This is a genomic window from Streptomyces sp. CMB-StM0423 (genome assembly GCF_002847285.1).
In the GTDB taxonomy this organism is placed as follows: Bacteria; Actinomycetota; Actinomycetes; order Streptomycetales; family Streptomycetaceae; genus Streptomyces.
In genome coordinates this window covers 1,441,335-1,461,483 of sequence record NZ_CP025407.1, presented here as the reverse complement: position 1 = coordinate 1,461,483, position 20,149 = coordinate 1,441,335, and the positions used below count along the sequence as shown (strand labels likewise).

The 20,149-nt window shown below is 73.2% G+C and carries 15 protein-coding genes; 10 read left to right on the top strand and 5 right to left on the bottom strand.

The window, feature by feature from the left end:
* Positions 1 to 138: 138 nt before the first annotated feature.
* Positions 139 to 1,380, top strand: a complete 1,242-nt coding sequence (locus CXR04_RS06145; RefSeq protein WP_101420867.1) for an arginine deiminase — start codon at positions 139 to 141, stop codon at positions 1,378 to 1,380.
* Between the two features lie 101 nt (positions 1,381 to 1,481).
* Here the strand turns inward: CXR04_RS06145 and CXR04_RS06140 are convergent, their stop codons facing one another.
* Complete coding sequence (locus tag CXR04_RS06140) at positions 1,482 to 2,234, bottom strand: SDR family NAD(P)-dependent oxidoreductase (protein ID WP_101420866.1); 753 nt, start codon at positions 2,232 to 2,234, stop codon at positions 1,482 to 1,484.
* Positions 2,235 to 2,347: 113 nt separating this feature from the next.
* Between CXR04_RS06140 and CXR04_RS06135 the strand changes: the two genes are divergently transcribed.
* The 4 genes from CXR04_RS06135 (at position 2,348) to CXR04_RS06120 (ending at position 7,756) form a co-directional block, all read left to right on the top strand.
* Complete coding sequence (locus CXR04_RS06135; RefSeq protein ID WP_234380084.1) at positions 2,348 to 3,307, top strand: AraC family transcriptional regulator; 960 nt, start codon at positions 2,348 to 2,350, stop codon at positions 3,305 to 3,307.
* 143 nt (positions 3,308 to 3,450) lie between these two features.
* The gene (argF, locus tag CXR04_RS06130) at positions 3,451 to 4,449 is read left to right on the top strand and encodes an ornithine carbamoyltransferase (RefSeq protein ID WP_101420864.1); all 999 of its coding nucleotides are present in this window, start codon (positions 3,451 to 3,453) and stop codon (positions 4,447 to 4,449) included.
* Positions 4,450 to 4,622: 173 nt separating this feature from the next.
* Positions 4,623 to 5,450 (top strand): enoyl-CoA hydratase family protein, encoded by an 828-nt coding sequence (locus CXR04_RS06125; RefSeq protein WP_101420863.1) that lies wholly within the window; start codon positions 4,623 to 4,625, stop codon positions 5,448 to 5,450.
* A gap of 5 nt (positions 5,451 to 5,455) precedes the next feature.
* Positions 5,456 to 7,756 (top strand): bifunctional salicylyl-CoA 5-hydroxylase/oxidoreductase, encoded by a 2,301-nt coding sequence (locus CXR04_RS06120; RefSeq protein ID WP_101420862.1) that lies wholly within the window; start codon positions 5,456 to 5,458, stop codon positions 7,754 to 7,756.
* 36 nt (positions 7,757 to 7,792) lie between these two features.
* Here the strand turns inward: CXR04_RS06120 and CXR04_RS06115 are convergent, their stop codons facing one another.
* The 4 genes from CXR04_RS06115 to CXR04_RS06100 form a co-directional block, all read right to left on the bottom strand.
* Entirely contained in the window at positions 7,793 to 9,244 is a 1,452-nt protein-coding gene (locus CXR04_RS06115; RefSeq protein ID WP_101420861.1) for a catalase, read from the bottom strand.
* A 37-nt stretch (positions 9,245 to 9,281) separates the two neighbouring features.
* A complete protein-coding gene (locus CXR04_RS06110; RefSeq protein WP_101420860.1) occupies positions 9,282 to 10,109 on the bottom strand; it encodes an alpha/beta fold hydrolase in 828 nt (275 codons plus the stop codon).
* A gap of 202 nt (positions 10,110 to 10,311) precedes the next feature.
* Positions 10,312 to 11,184: a PaaX family transcriptional regulator gene (locus tag CXR04_RS06105; protein WP_101420859.1), complete on the bottom strand. Its 873-nt coding sequence runs from the start codon at positions 11,182 to 11,184 to the stop codon at positions 10,312 to 10,314.
* A 9-nt stretch (positions 11,185 to 11,193) separates the two neighbouring features.
* Positions 11,194 to 12,831: an AMP-binding protein gene (locus tag CXR04_RS06100; RefSeq protein WP_101420858.1), complete on the bottom strand. Its 1,638-nt coding sequence runs from the start codon at positions 12,829 to 12,831 to the stop codon at positions 11,194 to 11,196.
* Positions 12,832 to 13,043: 212 nt separating this feature from the next.
* Between CXR04_RS06100 and CXR04_RS06095 the strand changes: the two genes are divergently transcribed.
* From CXR04_RS06095 to acnA, 5 genes are all read left to right on the top strand, one after another.
* Entirely contained in the window at positions 13,044 to 14,222 is a 1,179-nt protein-coding gene (locus CXR04_RS06095; RefSeq protein ID WP_101420857.1) for an acyl-CoA dehydrogenase family protein, read from the top strand.
* Positions 14,223 to 14,326: 104 nt separating this feature from the next.
* Positions 14,327 to 14,725: a RidA family protein gene (locus tag CXR04_RS06090; RefSeq protein WP_101420856.1), complete on the top strand. Its 399-nt coding sequence runs from the start codon at positions 14,327 to 14,329 to the stop codon at positions 14,723 to 14,725.
* A 154-nt stretch (positions 14,726 to 14,879) separates the two neighbouring features.
* Positions 14,880 to 15,974: a hypothetical protein gene (locus CXR04_RS06085; protein ID WP_234380083.1), complete on the top strand. Its 1,095-nt coding sequence runs from the start codon at positions 14,880 to 14,882 to the stop codon at positions 15,972 to 15,974.
* Between the two features lie 333 nt (positions 15,975 to 16,307).
* A complete protein-coding gene (locus CXR04_RS06075; RefSeq protein WP_101426221.1) occupies positions 16,308 to 17,132 on the top strand; it encodes an SAM-dependent methyltransferase in 825 nt (274 codons plus the stop codon).
* Positions 17,133 to 17,339: 207 nt separating this feature from the next.
* Positions 17,340 to 20,054: an aconitate hydratase AcnA gene (gene acnA, locus CXR04_RS06070; protein WP_101420855.1), complete on the top strand. Its 2,715-nt coding sequence runs from the start codon at positions 17,340 to 17,342 to the stop codon at positions 20,052 to 20,054.
* The last annotated feature ends 95 nt before the right edge of the window (positions 20,055 to 20,149 follow it).

The following is a 20,149-nucleotide window of genomic DNA, read 5'->3' as shown; positions in this document are numbered from 1 at the left end:
CCACACCCCCCGCCCGTCGCCCCCGTCCGCCCCGCACCGCCGCCGCCCGGCACCCGGCCCGTAACCCCCGCCCCGCCCCGCTCCCGTCACTGATCCCGAACCGCTGCCCCGCGTCGCCCCGCGTGGCAGTCTGATCTCATGCCAGCGCCCTCATTCCGCGTCGACTCCGAGGCCGGTCGCCTGAGCCGCGTGATACTCCACCGGCCGGACATGGAGCTGAAGCGGCTCACGCCCCGCAACAAGGACGCCCTCCTCTTCGACGACGTGCTCTGGGTCCGCCGGGCCCGCGAGGAGCACGACGGCTTCGCCGACGTGCTGCGCGACCGCGGCGTGCAGGTGCACCTCTTCGGCGACCTGCTCGCCGAGACCCTGGACCTTCCCGAGGCGCGGGCGCTGGTCCTCGACCGGGTCTTCGACGAGAAGGAGTACGGGCCGCTCGCCACCGAGAAGCTCCGCTCCACCTTCGAGTCCATGGACTCCGCGGCGCTCGTGGAAGCGCTGGTCGGCGGGATGACGAAGCGGGAGTACCTGGAGGGGTTCGCCGAGCCGGCGTCGGTGCGCTTCCACGTGATGGACCCGGACGACTTCCTCCTCGGCCCGCTGCCGAACCACCTGTTCACCCGGGACACGTCCTGCTGGGTCTACGACGGGGTGTCGATCAACGCGATGCGCTGGCCGGCGCGGCAGCGCGAGACGGTCCACTTCGAGGCGATCTACAAGCACCACCCGCTGTTCGCGGGGCCGCAGTCGGGCGAGTTCCACGTCTGGTCCGGCGGCCAGGAGGACTACCCGTCGACCATCGAGGGCGGCGACGTGCTGGTCATCGGCAACGGCGCCGTGCTCATCGGGATGAGCGAGCGCACCACGCCGCAGGCGGTGGAGCTGCTGGCGCGCGGGCTGTTCGCGGCGGGCTCCGCGCGGACGATCGTCGCGCTGGACATGCCGAAGGCGCGGGCGTTCATGCACCTCGACACGGTGATGACGATGATCGACGGCGATACGTTCACGCAGTACGCGGGCCTGGGCATGCTGCGCTCGTACACGATCGAGCCCGGGTCGGGCAGCGACGATCTGAAGGTCACCGACCATCCGCCGGAGCACATGCACAACGCCATCGCCGCCGCGCTGGGCCTGGACGGGATCCGGGTGCTGACGGCGACGCAGGACGTGCACGCCGCGGAGCGGGAGCAGTGGGACGACGGCTGCAACGTGCTGGCGGTGGAGCCGGGCGTGGTGGTGGCGTACGAGCGGAACTCGACCACGAACACGTTCCTGCGCAAGCAGGGCATCGAGGTGATCGAGATCCGCGGCAGCGAACTGGGCCGGGGCCGGGGCGGCCCGCGGTGCATGAGCTGCCCCGTCGAGCGCGACCCGGTCTAGTCGAGGGCTCGGACAGCAGCGGCGCCGCTCCGGGCCCGGACGGCAGCGGCATGGCACCCGGGACCGGGACGCTCCGGATGCCACCCGCCGTGCGGTGCCGCTCAGATCTGGTTGGTGCCTCCGTCGACGTAGAGGTTCGCGCCGACGACGTAGCTGCTCTGCTCCGAGGCCAGGAAGGCCACGACCGCGGCGGCCTCGTCGGGCCGGCCCATGCGCCCCTTGGCCACGGTCGCGGCGACGTTCTCCTTGACGGCCCGGGCGGTCTCCTCGTCCCCGAAGGCGGCGGTGCCGCCGGGGGTCTCGATCCATGCCGGCGAGACCGCGTTGACCCGGATCCCGCGGTCCTTCAGCTCGTTGGACCACGTCCGGGCGAAGGACCGGACGGCCGCCTTCGACGCCGCGTACGCGCCGAACGCCTCCACTCCGCGGTCGCCGGCGGTCGAGCCGACCAGGACGACCGAGGCCCCGTCGTTGAGCAGCGGCAGCGCCTTCTGCACGGTGAACAGCGTGCCCCGGACGTTGACCCCGAAGGTCTGGTCGAAGTGCTCCTCGGTGGTCTGCTCCAGCGTCACGAACGTGCCGATCGCCGCGTTCGCCACGAGCACGTCCAGACCCTCGCCCCTGGCCCGTACCGCGTCGTAGAGCCGGTCCAGGTCGGCCATCGTGCCGATGTCGCCGGCCACCGCCGTGGCCCGGTCCGTGCCGATGGTCTTGACGGCGGCTTCCAGCTCGGCCTCGCGCCGCCCGGTGACGAACACGTACGCGCCCTCGTCCGCCAGCCGGACGGCGGTGGCCAGACCGATACCGGTGCTGCCCCCGGTGACCACCGCGGTCTTGCCTTCGAGCTGTCCCATGTGGGTGTCTCCATCACTGTCTCGGTGCCGATCCTTCCGGCTTCGATAGTGCGGGAGCAGCGGAGTGTGATCCATAATGTAAAGTCCACACTTCTTTACGCATCGTCCAGGAGGTGGCGCGGGTGCTCGGCTTCAGGGATCCCGTGGCCGACGCGATCGGCCTGCTCCGGCCCCGCACGGTCATCGGGCCCAGCCTCCGGGCCACGGGAGAGTGGGCGCTGCGCTTCGACCCGTTCCTGCACGTGCGGGTCGGCGGCCTCGTGCGCGGCACGTGCTGGCTGATCCTCGAAGGGCACGAGCCGGTGCTCCTGCGGGCGGGCGACACCTTCATGCTGGGCAACCCGCCGCCGTACGTGCTCGCCGGCTCGCTCGACGCACGCCCGCGCCCCGCTGAGCCGGTGCTGGCGGGCGCGGAAGACGGGTTCGTGCGGATCGGCCCGCAGTCCGAGGACGACCTCTACCTCTGCGTCGGGCACATCGGGTTCGACGAGCGGAACGCCGCCCTCCTCACCGATCTCCTGCCGCCGGTCGTGATCGTCCGCGTGGCCGATCCCCACGGCAGGCGGCTCGCGCAACTGATCGATCTCCTGGCCACCGAGGTCGGGGTCACCGCCGCCGGCGGCCCGCTGGTGCAGAACCACCTCGCGCAGATCCTGCTCGTGCACATGCTGCGCGCCCACGCCGCTCAGACGGACCGGCCCACCGGCTGGCTGGGTGCCCTCAACGACGACGGCATCGGTGCCGCGCTGCGCGCCGTGCACGCGGACGTGGCCCACTCCTGGAGCCTCAAGGAGCTGGCCGAGGTGAGCCGCATGTCGCGTTCCGCGTTCGCCCAGGCGTTCAAGAACCACGTCGGGGTCCCGCCGCTGGAGTACCTGATCCAGTGGCGCATGAGCCTCGCCCGCGACGCCCTCGCCCGGGACGCGATGTCGATCTCCGAGCTGGCCCGGGCCACGGGCTACCTGTCCGAGAGCGCGTTCAGCACCGCGTTCCGCCGCGTGGTCGGCTCGTCGCCCGCGCAGTTCCGGAACCGGGCGCGCCGGCCACCGCGCTCGGCCGCGAACGGAAGCTGACGCAAGCTGGAGGAGGCGCCCCGTGTGCCACCGGCGGCGGCGCGGGTACGCGTCAGAAGCGCGAGGGTAGTACTGGACCCGGCCCACCAGTCGGTCTGTATAGTGATGCGTTCGAACGCATAGAATCTCAGGAGCGCGGAACCATGGCGATAGACCTCACCGGCCGGACCTTCGTCAAGGAGCTGGACTACACCGCCGAGGAGCTGCACCACCTCCTGGCGCTGGCCGCCGAGCTGAAGGCGGCGAAGCGGGCGGGCGCCGAGCGGCAGCGGCTGGCCGGGAAGAACGTCGCGCTGGTCTTCGAGAAGACCTCGACGCGCACCCGCGCCGCGTTCGAGGTCGCGGCGGCGGACCAGGGCGCGTCGACCACGTACATGGACCCGGCCGGCTCGCAGCTCGGCCACAAGGAGTCGGTGAAGGACACCGCGCGGGTGCTGGGGCGGATGTACGACGCCATCCAGTACCGCGGCGCCGCCCAGTCGGCCGTCGAGGAGCTGGCCGCGTACGCCGGCGTGCCCGTCTACAACGGCCTGACCGACGAGTGGCACCCCACGCAGATGCTCGCCGACGTGCTCACGATGTCCGAGCACCGCCCGGGCCCGGTCGGGGAGATCGCGTACGCCTACCTCGGCGACGCCCGCTTCAACATGGGCAACTCCTGCCTCGTCACCGCCGCCCTGCTCGGCATGGACGTGCGCATCGTCGCGCCCGAGGCGTACTGGCCCGACGGCACCGTCGTCGCCGAGGCCCGCCGGCTCGCCGCCGCCTCCGGCGCCCGGATCACCCTCACCGCCGACATCGCCGAGGGCGTGGCCGGCGCCGACTTCGTCGCCACCGACGTGTGGGTCTCGATGGGCGAGCCCCAGGAGGTGTGGGACGAGCGGATCACGGCGCTGCGCCCGTACGCGGTGACGATGGACGTCCTGCACGCCACCGGCAACCCGGACGTGAAGTTCCTGCACTGCCTGCCCGCCTTCCACGACCTCGGCACGGCAGTCGGCCGGGAGATCCACGCGCGGCACGGGCTGACCTCGCTGGAGGTCACCGACGAGGTCTTCGAGTCGGCGCACTCCGTCGTCTTCGACGAGGCGGAGAACCGGATGCACACCATCAAGGCGCTCATGGTCGCCACCCTGGGCTGAACGCCCCACTTCTGACCGCCCGTCCGCCCGGCCGCCCGCTCCCCGGGGCCGTTCGGCGGGACCCTCCTGCGCCCCGGGCCCGTATCGCGCGGTCGTGACGACAGTCACGTACGAGTGATAACTTCGGTTTACCGCCACCGCCCGCCACCGTCTGCAGACAGGGGCCGCGCACGATGAGCCCGTTCACCGGATCCGCCGGCCGCACCGAGCAGTGGGAGCACCTGCGGGTCACAGAAGACGACGGCGTCGTCACCGTCACGCTCGACCGCCCCGAGAAGCTCAACGCGCTGACCTTCGAGGCGTACGCGGACCTCCGCGACCTCATCGCCGAGCTGGCCCGCACCGGCGGCACCCGCGCGCTCGTCCTCGCCGGCGCGGGCCGGGGCTTCTGCTCCGGCGGCGACGTCGACGAGATCATCGGCGCCACCCTGGCCATGGACACCGGCCGGCTGCTGGACTTCAACCGCATGACGGGACAGGTCGTACGGGCCCTGCGCGAGGCCCCGTTCCCGGTGGTCGCCGCCGTGCACGGGGTCGCCGCCGGCGCCGGTGCCGTCCTCGCGCTCGCCGCCGACTTCCGCGTCGCCGACCACTCCGCGCGCTTCGCCTTCCTCTTCACCCGCGTCGGCCTCTCCGGCGGCGACATGGGCGCCGCCTACCTGCTGCCCCGCGTCGTCGGCCTCGGGCACGCGACCCGGCTGCTGATGCTCGGCGACGCCGTCCGCGCCGCCGAGGCAGAACGCATCGGCCTCCTCAGCGAACTCGCCGACGAGGGCCGCGCCGACGAGGCCGCCGCCGCGCTGGCCCGCCGCCTCGCCGCCGGGCCTGCGCTCGCGTACGCGCAGACCAAGGCGCTGCTCACCGCCGAGCTCGACATGCCGCTCGCCGCCGCCGTCGAGATGGACGCCGCCACCCAGGCGCTGCTGATGAACAGCGCCGACTACGCCGAGTTCCACGCCGCGTTCACCGCCAAGCGGCCCCCCGCCTGGCAGGGGCGCTGAGCGCCGTGCGGGCCGCGGTCATCGGCGGCGGGCCCGGCGGGCTGTACGCCGCGGCGCTCCTCAAGCGGCTCGACCCCGCCCGTACGGTCACCGTCTACGAGCGCAACGCCCCGGACAGCACGTACGGCTTCGGCGTCGTGCTCTCCGACGAGACCCTCGGCGGCATCGAGCACGCCGACCCCGCCGTCTACGCCGCGCTGCAGCGGGAGTTCGTGCGCTGGGACGACATCGACATCGTCCACCGCGGCACCGTGCAGCGCTCCGGCGGCCACGGCTTCGCGGCCCTCGGCCGCCGCCGGCTGCTCGCGGTGCTCCAGCAGCGCTGCCGCGACCTCGGCGTCGACCTGCGGTTCCGTACCGAGGCGCCGCCCGCCGCCGAACTCGCCCGCGGCCACGACCTCGTCGTCGGCGCCGACGGCGTGAACAGCGTCACCCGCGAGGCGCACGCCGATGTCTTCCGCCCCCGGATCGCCGCACACCGCTGCCGGTACGTGTGGCTGTCCGCGCCGTTCGCGTTCGACGCCTTCCGCTTCGAGATCGCCGAGACGGACGCGGGCGTCATGCAGTTGCACGGCTACCCGTATGCGGTCTCGCCCGAGGAAGCCTCCACCGTCATCGTCGAGATGCGCGAGGAGGTCTGGCGGCGCGCCGGGCTCGACGCCTGCGGCGAGGAGGAGACGGCCAAGCGGTGCGCCGCGTACTTCGCCGACGCGCTCGGCGGCCGGCCGCTGACGGGCAACCGCTCGCAGTGGACGGCTTTCCGCACGGTCGTCAACGACCGCTGGTGGCACGAGCCTTCGCCCGGCGGCGGCGCCGTCGTCCTCCTCGGCGACGCCGCCCACACCGCGCACTTCTCCGTCGGCTCCGGCACCAAACTCGCCGTCGAGGACGCCCTCGCGCTCGCCGCGTGCGTCGAGGAGCAGCCGGACGTGCCGGCCGCGCTCGCGGCGTACGAAGCCGAACGCAAGCCCGTCGTCGCCTCCACCCAGCGCGCCGCGCACGCCAGCCGCGAGTGGTTCGAGGACCTGGCGCGCCATCTCGGCCGCCCGCCGCGGCAGTTCGCATTCGACCTGCTGACCCGCAGCCGCCGCATCACCCACGACAACCTGCGGCTGCGCGACCCCGGCTTCGTCGCCGCCGTGGAGCGGGAGGCGGGGGTACCGGAGGGCACGCCGCCGATGTTCACGCCGTACACCCTCGGCGGCCTGACGCTGCGCAACCGCGTCGTGTGCTCGCCGATGGACATGTACGTCGCCGAGGACGGCCTGCCGGGCGACTTCCACCTCGTCCACCTCGGCGCCCGCGCGCTCGGCGGCGCCGGACTGGTGATGACCGAGATGGTCTGCGTCAGCCCCCGCGGCCGCATCACCCCCGGCTGCACCGGCCTGTGGTCGGACGAGCAGGAGGCCGGCTGGCGCCGCGTCACCGACTTCGTACGCGGCCACGCGCCCGGCGCCGCCCTCGGCATCCAGCTCGGCCACTCCGGCCGCAAGGGCTCCACGAAGCTGATGTGGGAGGGCATCGACGAGCCGCTGCCCGACGGCAACTGGCCCGTCGTCGCCCCCTCCCCGCTGCCGTACCGCGCGGGCCTGAACCAGACGCCGCGCGCGCTGGACCGCGCCGGGATGGACGAGATCCGCGAGGAGTTCGCCGCCGCCGCGCGGCGCGCCGCCCGCGCCGGGTTCGACCTGCTGGAGCTGCACTGCGCGCACGGCTACCTGCTGTCCGGCTTCCTCTCCCCGCTGACCAACCGCCGCACCGACGCCTACGGCGGCGGCCTCGACGGCAGGCTGCGCTACCCGCTGGAGGTCTTCGACGCGGTACGGGCCGCGTGGCCGGCCGACCGCCCCGTGACCGTGCGGATCTCGGCCACCGACTGGGCCGAGGGCGGCACGACCGGGGCCGACGCGGTCGCGGTCGCCCGCGCGTTCGCCGCCCACGGTGCGGCGGCGATCGACGTCTCCACGGGCCAGGTCGTCGCCGACGAGCGGCCGGCGTTCGGCCGCTCGTACCAGACGCCGTACGCCGACCGGATCCGCGCGGAGACGGGGATCCCGGTGATCGCGGTCGGGGCGATCTCCTCGTGGGACGACGTCAACTCCCTGATCCTCGCCGGCCGCGCCGACCTGTGCGCCCTGGCCCGCCCCCACCTCTACGACCCGCACTGGACGCTGCACGCCGCCGCCGAGCAGGGCTACACCGGGCCGGGTGCCCCGTGGCCGGCCCCGTACCGCGCGGGCAGCCGCAGGCCGCCGGCGGGGCGCACCGACGGGCCGAAGCCGCGGCTGACGCTGGACGGCGGCTGAACACGGGCCGCCGGCGGGGCCGGTGCGCCCCGCGCGTCAGCTCTGCCGGACGCCGGCGGCGATCCTGTCGCCGGTGCGCAGGTCGACGCTGCGCCAGTACGCGACCGCGCGCTGCAGCACGGGCTCGCTGACGCCGTTCAGCAGGTGCCGGGTGACGTTGCCGACCAGGCGGTCGCGGGCGGCGTCGTCCAGGACGTCGCGCACCAGCGTGCCCGGCTGGGTGAAGTCGTCGTCGTCCGCGTGCAGGGTGTAGGCGGCGCGGACCATCTCCGCGGTGTCCACCGTCCAGCGCGGCGGGTGGTTGGAGCGCTCCTCGTCGGCGGCGGGGCCGCCGTAGGAGTTGGGCGCGTAGGGGCGGGCCACGTTGGGCGGGTGGTAGCGCATGGCGCCGTCCTTGGCGTACGAACGGACCTCGGTCTCCGACTGGTTGGGCGGCAGTTGCGCGTAGTTGGTGCCGATGCGGTAGCGGTGGGTGTCGGCGTAGGAGAAGAGGCGGGCCTGGAGCATCTTGTCCGGCGACGGGCCGATGCCCGGCACCAGGTTGCTGGGTTCGAAGGCGGCCTGCTCGATGTGGACGAAGTAGTCCTCGGGGTTGGTGTCGAGCGTCATCCGGCCGACCTCGGTCAGCGGGTAGTCGCCGTGCGGGACGGTCTTGGTGACGTCGAAGATGTTGAAGCGGTAGTCCGGCGCGTCGTCGTACGGGATCGCCTGCACGTACAGCGTCCACGACGGGGCCTCGCCGCGGGCGATGGCCTCGGCCAGGTCGCGGCGGTGGAAGTCGGCGTCCTCGCCGGCCAGCGCGGCGGCGTCGGCGTCGCTGAGGTACCCGACGCCCTGGTCGGTCTTGAAGTGGTACTTGATCCAGGTGCGCTTGCCGGCGGCGTTGGTCCACAGGTAGGTGTGGGAGCTGTAGCCGTTCATGTGCCGGTAGGTCCTGGGGATGCCGCGGTCGCCCATCAGGTACGTCACCTGGTGCGCCGACTCCGGCGAGAGCGTCCAGTAGTCCCACTGCATGTCGTTGTCGCGCAGGTTCGAGTCGAGGGTGCGCTTCTGCGAGCGGATGAAGTCCTGGAACTTGCTGGGGTCGCGCATGAAGAAGATCGGCGTGTTGTTGCCCACCATGTCGTACACGCCGTCGCGGGTGTAGAACTTCAGCGCGAAGCCGCGCGGGTCCCGCCAGGTGTCGGGGCTGCCCTGCTCACCCGCGACGGTCGAGAAGCGGGCCAGCATCCGGGTGCGGCGGCCGGGCTGGAAGACGTCGGCCTTCGTCAGCTCGCTGACGTCGCCCGTGACCTGGAAGGTCCCGTACGCCCCCGAGCCCTTGGCGTGCACCACCCGCTCGGGGACGCGCTCGCGGTTGAACTGGGCCATCTTCTCGATCAGATAGCTGTCCTGGAGGAGGATCGGGCCGTCGGCGCCGACGCTGAGTGAGTACTGGTCGCTCTCGACGGGGGTGCCGGTGTTGTCGGTGCTGCTCGGGTCGCTCATCGCGCTGCTCCGGGTGGGGGGTGGGGGGGCGGGGGCGTCACTTCTGGAGGAATGCCAGCAGGTCCTGGTTGAACTTCTCCTTGAAGCCCGGCACGAGGGCGATGCCGTGGCTGCCGCCCTCGTAGACCTTCAGCTCGGCGTCCCGGACGATCTCGGCGGTCTTGCGGCCGGTGGCGTCGATCGGCACGACCTGGTCGTCGTCGCCGTGGACGACGAGGGTCGGCACGTCGAACTTCCGGAGGTCCTCGTGGAAGTCGGTGGCCGCGAAGGCGTCGACGCAGGCGACCCCGCCCTCGATGGTCTCGGCCATGGCCATGTACCAGAAGGCGTCCTGGTTGCCCCGGGTCGCCTTGGTGCCTTCGCGGTTCGCGGAGAAGAAGCCGACGGCCGTCTCTTGCCAGAACTGCGAGCGCTCGTGGAGGATCCCGGCCTTGATGTCGTCGAAGACCTTCTGCGGCACGCCCTCGGGATTGTCCGGGCCCTGGAGCATCAGCGGCGGGATCGCCGAGAGAAGCACCGCGGAACGGACCCGCCCGGTGCCGTGCCTGCCGATGTAGCGGGCCAGCTCGCCGCCGCCCATGGAATGTGCCACCAGAGTGACGTCCCGCAGGTCAAGTTCGGTGAGCAGGTCGTTCAGGTCGTCGGCGAAGGTGTCGAAGTCGTACCCGTCGAAGACCGGCGTGGACCGTCCGTGCCCCCGCCGGTCGTGCGCGATGCCGCGGAAGCCGGCGTCGGCCACGGCCTTGAGCTGGTCCTGCCAGGCGTCGCCGTTCAGCGGCCAGCCGTGGATGAACACCACGGGGCGCCCCGTGCCCCAGTCCTTGTAGAAGATGTCGACACCGTCGCGTGTCGTGCAAACCGGCATGTCCGGATTTCCCTTCCCGCGGGAGCAGCCGGGGCGGACCACCGCCCGGCGATTCGGAGAGGCATGACGAGAGGGCTGCGCGGCCGCGAAGACGCGCGGCAGCACCGGATTCATCTTCGCCACGCCACCGAACCCCCGCAATTCGGGCACGGCCGGTGCGGGGGGTTGGCGGGGGCGGCGGCTCATCGCGTCCGCCGGCCGGTCAGGGTGTGTGCAGGGTGGCGTGGACGAACCGCGACGCGGGCGCTCGCAGGCGGTCGTCCAGGGCCGCGAAGACCGCCGCCGCGCGGGCGCCCGGCCAGCCGGGGGGCAGGACCTCGGCGGGCAGGCCCGGGTCGGCGTAGGGGAGGTGGCGCCAGGTGTCGAGGGCCAGGAGGTAGTCGCGGTACGCGTCCGGGCCCGCCGCCCGCTCCGCCGCCCGCTCCGCCGCCCGCTCCGCCGCCCGCTCCGCCGCCGGGCGGGCGGACCACCTCGCCAGCACCGGCTCGTGGGCGTCCAGGAACGCCTCGTGCAGCTTCGCCGTGGCCGGGAGGTCCCACCACCGCGCCACCGCCTCCGGCGTCGGCGTGAAGCCCTCGTGGGCGCCGCGGAAGAGGTCGACGTACGGCGCGAGTTCCAGGCGGCGCAGGGTGTGCCGGGTCTCCTCCGCGACATGCGCCGGGGCGATCCACACGCCGGGGGCCGCCTGCCCGAAGCCCAGCCGGGCCAGCCGGGAGCGCAGCAGGTGGCGCTTCTGCCGTTCCGGCTCAGGTACGGAGAACACCGCCAGCAGCCAGTCGCCGGGGCCCGCCGGGGCCTCCCGGCGGTAGATGCGGCGGTCGCCGTCGTCGAGGAGGGTGCGGGCGGACGGTGACAGGGCGTACGCGGCCTCCCCTTCGTGCCGTACGGGCACCAGCAGCCCGCGCCGCTTGAGCCGGGAGACCGCGGAGCGCACCGCGGGCGCGTCCACGCCCACCGCGCCCAGCAGCCGGATCAGCGCCGCCACCGGCACGCGCCCGGAGCCCGCGTCCTCGCCGCGGCCGAACGCGCCGTAGAAGCTGACGATCAGGGAGCGCGGGGTTCGTTCGGCTGGCACTCGATCACTCTAGCGATTCCCGGCCGCCCGGCCGGCCTGCTCCTCCCGCAGCCGGTAGCGCTGCAGCTTCCCGGTCGGCGTCCGCGGCAGCGCGTCCGTGAAGAGGATCTCCTTCGGGCACTTGTACGGCGTGATCTCGCCCTTCGTGAACTCCCGCAGCGCCGCCTCCGTCTCCGGCCCCCGCACCACGCCCTCGCGCAGCACCGCGTACGCCACGACCACCGTGCCCCGCTCCGCGTCCGGACGGCCCACCACCGCCGCCTCCCGCACGTCCGGGTGGCGCAGCAGCGCGTCCTCGACCTCGGGTCCCGCGATGTTGTACCCGGCCGAGATGATCATGTCGTCCGCACGTGCCACATACCGGAAGTACCCGTCGGGCTCGCGCACATACGTGTCGCCGGTCAGATTCCAGCCGCCCCGCACGTACTCCCGCTGCCGCTCGTCGGCCAGATACCGGCACCCCGTGGGCCCGCGCACCGCCAGCAGCCCCGGCTCCCCGTCCGGCACCCCGGCCCCGGCCGCGTCCACGATCCGCGCCTCGTACCCGGGCACCGGCACGCCCGTCGTCCCCGGGCGGGCGTCGTCGTCGGCGGCGGAGATGAAGATGTGCAGCATCTCGGTGGCGCCGATGCCGTTGATGATCCGCAGCCCGGTGCGCTCGCGCCACTCCTGCCAGGTGGCCGCCGGCAGGTTCTCGCCCGCGGACACGCAGCGGCGCAGCGAGCCGGTGTCGTACGCGCCGAGCTTGTCGAGCATCGCCCGGTACGCGGTCGGGGCGGTGAACAGCACCGACACCCGGTGCTCCGCGACCGCGGGCAGCAGCCGGTCGGGCCCGGCCTGCTCCAGCAGCAGCGCCGAGGCGCCGGCCCGCATCGGGAAGACCACGAGGCCGCCGAGGCCGAAGGTGAAGCCCAGCGGCGGGCTGCCCGCGAACACGTCGTCGGGGAGGGGCTTGAGCACGTGCGCGGAGAAGGTGTCCGCGATGGCCAGCACGTCGCGGTGGAAGTGGACGCAGCCCTTGGGCCGGCCGGTGGTGCCGGAGGTGAAGGCGATGAGCGCGACGTCGTCGGCGGAGGTTTCCACGGGCGCGTACGTGTCGGGTCTCGCGTCGGCGAGGCGCAGGAGGTCGCCGGGCTCCCCGCCGCCGTACGGGACCACCGTCAGATCCGCCACCTCCGCGCGGGCCAGGTCGTCGAGCGAACGGGCGTCGCACAGCGCGTGCCGTATCCGCGCGATCTCGCAGATGCCGCGCAGCTCGTGCGCGCGCTGCGCGGCCAGCACGGTGACGGCGACCGCGCCCGCCTTCATGACGGCCAGCCAGCAGGCCACCAGCCAGGGTGTGGTGGGCCCGCGCAGCAGCACGCGGTTGCCGGGCAGCACGCCGAGGTCGTCGGTCAGCACGTGCGCGATCCGGTCGGTGCGGCGCTGGAGTTCGCCGTACGTCCACGTCTCGCCGGCGGCGGTGTGCAGGGCGGGGCGGCCGGCGCCGAACCGCTCGACGGTCGCGTCGAGCAGCTCCGCGCCGCAGTTGAGCCGGTCGGGGTAGCGCAGGCCGGGCAGCGGGAAGACCAGGTCCGGCCACTGCCCGGGCGGCGGGAGGTGGTCGCGGGCGAAGGTGTCGGCGTGGGCGGAAGGCTTGAGCTGCATGGCGTACGCCCCCTAGGTCTGCCCTGCGGTACCCCAAGGAGCGTAGCGTTGGCGTGACGACAGTCAACAGTCCGCGATAACCCGCCAGGCCGGGCCCGTACGCGCACCGGACGCGCCGTTGCCGCGCACAGGACGCCACCCCCGCGCCCGGCACCCGCCCCGGCCGGCGGCCGGCCCCGGGACGCCAGGTCGCCGGGAGAGAGGAGCACCGCATGGCGCAGGAGCACCCGTCGCAGCCGCAGCCGCCACAGCCCTTCGCGCTCGACCCCGGGCTCCAGGCGTGGTGCGCCGGGCTGCGCGCGTTCGCCGCGCGGCGGCTGCGCCCGCTGGCCGAGGCGGGCACGCCCGGCCGGGTCAACCGGCCGCTCCTCGCCGCCCTCGGCGCCCCGGGCGACGACGGCGAACCCGGCCTGCTGGCCCGGGTGTTCCCCGCCGCAGGACCGGTCTCGGCGCTCACGCTCTGCCTGCTGCGCGAGTCGCTGGCCCGCGAGTGCACCGAGGCCGAGACGGCGCTCGCGCTCCAGGGGCTCGGCGCGTACCCCGTCGTGCAGGCCGGGACGCGGGAGCAGCGGGAGCGCTGGCTGCCGGAGGTGACGGCCGGGCGCGCGGTTGCCGCCTTCGCGCTGACCGAGCCGGAGGCGGGCTCCGACGCCGCGGCGCTGCGGCTGGCCGCCGAGCCGGACGGGCCGGGACGGTGGCGGCTGACCGGCGAGAAGAAGTGGATCTCCAACGCCCCGGAGGCCGACGTCGCCACCGTCTTCGCCCGCACCACGCCGGACGCCGGCGCCCGCGGCGTCACCGCCTTCCTCGTGCCCGCCGGCCGCCCGGGGCTGACCGGCGAGCCGCTCACCATGCTCAGCCCGCACCCCATCGGCACCCTGCGCTTCGACGGCGTCCCCGTCACCGCGGCCGACGTGCTCGGGGAGGTCGACGGCGGCTTCCGTACCGCGATGGCGACGCTCAACCTCTTCCGCCCCTCCGTCGGCGCGTTCGCCGTCGGCATGGCGCAGGCGGCGCTCGACGCGGCGCTGGACCACGCCGGGCGGCGGGAGGCGTTCGGCGGGCCGCTGAAGGACCTGCAGTCCGTCGCGCACACCCTCGCCGAGACGGCCACCCGCGTCGAGGCGGCCCGGCTGCTGGTGTACGCGGCGGCGTCGGCGTACGACGCGGGCGCGCCGGACGTCGCCCGCCGGGCGGCGATGGCGAAGCTGCTGGCCACGGAGACCGCGCAGGCGGCCGTCGACGCGGCGGTGCAGATCCACGGCGCCCGCGCGCTGGAGGCCGGGCATCTGCTGGAGCACCTGTACCGCGAGGTGCGCGCGCCGCGTATCTACGAGGGGGCGACGGAGGTGCAGCGGAGCATCATCGCCAAGGAGCTGTACCGCCGTTGACCCGCGGGCGTACGGGCCCGGGCCACCGGCGCCGTACGGCCGACAGCCCCGCAGGAACCACCGCAGGAACCACCGCAGGAACCACCGAAGGGACCCCCGCCGCCGTGTCCGTCCACCGCGTCAACCCCGCCTCCCTCGCCCGCCCCTCCGGCTTCAGCCACGCCGTCACCGCGACCGGCTCCTCCCTCGTCTTCCTCGCCGGCCAGACCGCCCTCGACGGCGCCGGCCGGGTCGTCGGCGACACCCTCCCCGCCCAGTTCGAGCAGGCCCTCGGCAACCTCCTCACCGCGCTCGGCGCCTGCGCGGGGGAGCCCGCCCACCTCACCCGCGTCACCGTCTACGCCACCGACCCCGAGGACTACCGCGCCCACGCCGCCGAACTGGGCCGCATCTGGCGCCGGCTGGCCGGCGACACGTACCCGGCGATGGCGCTGATCGGCGTCACCCGGCTCTGGGACACCGAGGCGCTGGTCGAGCTGGACGGCATCGCGGTGCTGCCGTGACACCGCGCGGAACCGCCCGCGCAGGTCGCGGTCCCGCTACGAGTCGGCCGCAGTGCGGCGACTGCGCATCGCTACGAACTGGTGACCGGGCGGCATCGTAGGTAGATTCGTGCGCACCCCCAACCGCCGCACGCAGAACAGAGGTTGCCCGCCGATGGCACACGGCAGGACGGAGCTCGACCGCTACGAGGCGCGCCTGCTCATGTGGCTCCTGCGTGAGTCCGGCCACCGCCCCGAGGTGCCCGTGCGCACCGCCGCCTGCGGCCTGGAGCAGAACAAGCCGCCCGTCCGCGTCTCCGCCGTCATCGCCGCGCTGGCGGACCGCGGCCTGGTGGACGTCCACCGCTGGCCCGACCACACCCCCGCCGACACCTCCCTGCGCCCGGAGGGCCACCGGCGCGCGCTGCGCCTTGAGCGCGAGCGCCGCGACCCCGGGGCGCGCCAGGAGTACGCCGAGAACGCGGTGCTGCGCTGGGCGTTCGAGCACCGCGGCGACGAGGCGCTGCTGCTCCGCGACTTCTTCGTGGCCGACCACGTCTTCTTCCACGGCGACGCCCTCCGGGCCGGCGAAGTCCTCGCCGCGGCCCGCTCGTTACGGGCCGCGGGGCTGCCGGGCCTCGCCGGCGACGGCATCGACGGGGACGTGGTCACCGGGCGGGCCGAGCTGACCGAGCGCGGTCTTGACTGCGGCCACGCGGGCACCGGCCTCGCCGGGTTCCTGCGCCAGGAGCGCGAGCGGCAGTCCACGTACCACATCGAGACGATCCAGGGCCCGGTCACCTTCATCAGCAACAGCACCGTCACCTACGTCGGCACGCTCGCCGACGAACTCGCCGGCCTGGGCCCCGGGCTCGGCCTCGACGAGGAGCGGCTGCGGCACCTGCGGCGGCAGGGGGACGAGCTGCGCCCGGCAAGCCCTCCGGCTACCTCGTGTGGAACTCGCGCAAGGAGGACGACCACGTCGCCAACACCCGCGACAACATGCGCGACACGTTCGGCGAGGAGTACCGGCTGGAGAACCGCAGCTCCTCCTTCGTCGGCATCATGGGCGACTACAAGGGCGCGCCGCGCCGCTTCTCCCCGGCCGCGCGGGGGATATGCCGGCCGGAGGCGGACACGGTCTTCTACGCCGGCCGCGACTCCGATCTGCCGTATCTCATCACCCAGTTGTCCGACGAGCCGGAGTGCGACGACTTCGACGCCGGGATCAGCATCCTGCGGGTGGCGACCGGCCTGCCCGAGGGGCTGACGGACGAGGGGGGTGCGCGCCGACATGGCCGAGGCCCGCGTCGTCACCGTCGGCGCCTCGGCGACGGACGCGCCCTCGTGGCGGGCCGGGGACGGCGCCGACGAGCGCTTCACCACCTTCGCGGCCGGGTTCGCGAAGGTCAGCGGGCTGCCGGGGGAGGCGCTCGACGACGGGTACGCGATCATGCACCACGACGCCTTCACCGTCCTCGCCCAGGCCGTCGACACCGCGCTGGACGACCTGGACCGGCCGGACGGGGGCGGGTCCGACCGGCTGCCGTCCAAACGGCCGCGTACGACGACGGCATACGACGAGAAAGGTGAACCGCACCTCATGAACCCCTTACCCGGCGACGCCGAGCCCGAGATCGACCTGCACACCGACCGCCCGCACTCCGCGCGGGTCTACGACTACCTCCTCGGCGGCAAGGACAACTTCGCCCCCGACCGCGCCGCGGGCGACGCCTCGGTGCGCGCCTGGCCCAGCCTGCCGACCTCCATGAAGCAGACCCGCGTCTTCATGCACCGGGTCACCAGGACGCTGGCCCGCGACTACGGCGTACGGCAGTTCCTGGACATCGGCACCGGCATACCGACACCGCCGAACCTCCACGAGGTGGCCCAGGAGGTCGCCCCGGAGTGCCGGGTGGTGTACGTGGACAACGACCCCATCGTCCTCGCCCACGCCCGCGCGCTGCTGCAGAGCACCAAGCAGGGCAGGACCGGCTACATCCAGGCCGACCTGCGCGACCCCGAGTCCATCCTCGGCGACCCCCAACTGCGCAAGGTGCTCGACCTCGACCGGCCCGTCGCGCTGTCGCTCATCGCCATCGTCCACTTCATCCTCGACGAGGACGACCCGCAGGGCATCGTCGCCCGGCTGCTGAGCGCGCTGGCGCCGGGCAGCTTCCTGGCGCTGACCGTCTTCACCGGCGACACCGACCCGGAGCGCGTCGCGGGCGTCGGCCGCGAGTACAACGAGCGCGGCATCCCGCTGGAGATCCGCGACCGGGCCGAGGCGGAGCGGTTCTTCGCGGGCCTGGAGCCGATCGACCCGGGCGTGACGCTGGTCCACCACTGGCGGCCCGACGGCATCGGCGAGTCGGTGCCGAACTCGCACATCGCGATGTACGGCGGCGTGGCCCGCAAGCCGGCCTGACCCGGTCGGAGCATCCCTTGCGGCACCCGGGTGGCGCGGCGGGGCCGCCCCCGTCCCGTACCCGGCACGGGTGGGCACCCCGGCGGAGCCATGGAGTAAGGTTTATCTCGACATCGAGATATCTGCCGAAGGTGCCACCCTCAAGTCGCCCCGCTTCGGACGTAGCGGCAGGATTGCGGTGGAACGCATATGACGAAGGAGACTGTCGTGTCGGCGAACAGCTTCGACGCCCGCAGCACGCTGCAGGTGGGCGGCGAGTCGTACGAGATCTTCCGGCTGGACAAGGTGACCGGCGCCGCCCGGCTCCCGTACAGCCTGAAGGTGCTGCTGGAGAACCTGCTCCGCACCGAGGACGGCGCGAACATCACCGCCGACCACATCCGGGCCCTCGGCGGCTGGGACTCCCAGGCGCAGCCGAGCCGGGAGATCCAGTTCACGCCGGCCCGCGTGATCATGCAGGACTTCACCGGCGTCCCCTGCGTCGTCGACCTCGCCACCATGCGCGAGGCCGTCAAGGCCCTGGGCGGCGACCCCGCCCGGATCAACCCGCTGGCCCCGGCCGAGCTGGTCATCGACCACTCCGTGATCGCCGACAAGTTCGGCACCCCGGACTCCTTCCAGGTCAACGTGGAGCTGGAGTACGGGCGCAACCGCGAGCGCTACCAGTTCCTGCGCTGGGGCCAGACCGCGTTCGACGAGTTCAAGGTCGTCCCGCCCGGCACCGGCATCGTGCACCAGGTGAACATCGAGCACCTGGCGCGCGTCGTCATGGTCCGCGACGGCAAGGCGTACCCCGACACCCTCGTCGGCACCGACAGCCACACCACCATGGTCAACGGCCTCGGCGTGCTCGGCTGGGGCGTCGGCGGCATCGAGGCCGAGGCGGCGATGCTCGGCCAGCCCGTCTCGATGCTCATCCCGCGGGTCGTCGGCTTCAAGCTCACCGGCGAGCTGCCCACCGGCACCACCGCCACCGACCTGGTGCTGACCATCACCGAGATGCTGCGCAAGCACGGCGTCGTCGGCAAGTTCGTCGAGTTCTACGGCGCGGGCGTCGGCCAGATCCCGCTGGCCAACCGGGCGACGATCGGCAACATGTCGCCGGAGTTCGGCTCCACCGCCGCGATCTTCCCGATCGACGCCGAGACGATCACGTACCTGAAGCTCACCGGCCGCGACGCGCAGCAGCTCGCCCTGGTCGAGGAGTACGCCAAGGCCCAGGGCCTGTGGCACGACCCGGCGCACGAGCCGGAGTACTCCGAGTACCTGGAGCTGGACCTCGCCACGGTGGTGCCCTCGCTCGCCGGGCCGAAGCGCCCGCAGGACCGCATCGAGCTGTCGAAGGCCGCCGAGCAGTTCCGCCTCGACGTGCGCAACTACGTCGAGGACGCGGACGAGCCCGGCAAGGAATCCTTCCCCGCCTCCGACGCCCCCGCCTCCTCCAACGGCGTACCGACCCGCGTCACCCCGGTGACCGCGCCCGACGGCACGACCTACGAGATCGACCACGGCGCCGTCACCGTCGCCGCCATCACCTCCTGCACCAACACCTCCAACCCGTCCGTCATGGTCGGCGCGGCGCTGCTGGCGAAGAAGGCGGTGGAGAAGGGCCTGACCCGCAAGCCGTGGGTGAAGACCACGCTCGCGCCGGGCTCCAAGGTCGTCATGGACTACTACGACCGGGCGGGGCTCACCCCGTACCTCGACAAGCTCGGCTTCAACCTCGTCGGCTACGGCTGCACCACCTGCATCGGCAACTCGGGACCGCTGCCGGAGGAGATCTCCAAGGCCGTCAACGAGCACGACCTGGCCGTCACCTCGGTGCTCTCCGGCAACCGGAACTTCGAGGGCCGGATCAACCCCGACGTGAAGATGAACTACCTGGCGTCGCCGCCGCTGGTCGTCGCATACGCGCTCGCGGGCACCATGAAGACCGACATCACCCGCGAGCCGCTGGGCACGGACAAGGAGGGCAAGCCGGTCTACCTGAAGGACATCTGGCCCAGCGAGCAGGAGGTCGAGCAGGTCGTCGCCGCCGCGATCGGCGAGGAGATGTTCACCGAGTCGTACCAGGACGTCTTCGCCGGCGACGCGCAGTGGCAGGCGCTGCCGATCCCGACGGGCGACACCTTCGCCTGGGACGCCGAGTCCACCTACGTGCGCAAGCCCCCGTACTTCGACGGCATGGGCATGCACCCGGCACCGGTCGCTGACATCGCGGGCGCCCGCGTGCTGGCCCTGCTCGGCGACTCGGTCACCACCGACCACATCTCGCCGGCCGGCGCCATCAAGGCCGACACCCCGGCGGGCAAGTACCTCACCGAGCACGGCGTGACCCGCCGCGACTTCAACAGCTACGGCTCCCGCCGCGGCAACCACGAGATCATGATCCGCGGCACCTTCGCCAACATCCGGCTGCGCAACCAGATCGCCCCGGGCACGGAGGGCGGCTACACCCGCGACTTCACCCGTGCGGACGCGCCGGTCTCCTTCATCTACGACGCGGCCCAGAACTACGCCGCGGCCGGCACCCCGCTGGTGGTGCTGGCGGGCAAGGAGTACGGCTCCGGCTCGTCGCGCGACTGGGCGGCCAAGGGCACGGCGCTGCTCGGCGTCCGCGCGGTGATCGCCGAGTCGTACGAGCGCATCCACCGCTCGAACCTCATCGGCATGGGCGTCCTGCCCCTGCAGTTCCCCGCGGGCGCCACGGCGCAGTCGCTGGGCCTGGCGGGCGAGGAGACCTTCACCTTCACGGGGATCACGGCCCTGAACGACGGCGCCATCCCGGAGACGGTGAAGGTGACGACGGACACGGGCGTGGAGTTCGACGCGGTGGTACGGATCGACACCCCCGGCGAGGCGGACTACTACCGCAACGGCGGCATCCTCCACTACGTCCTCCGCTCCCTCATCCGCGACTGACCCCCACCGCACACGGAAACCCCGCGCCTCCCCTCCGGGAGCCCGCGGGGTTTTCCGCGTCAGCCTCCCGCGGGGCGTTCCCCGCCGCTACGGTG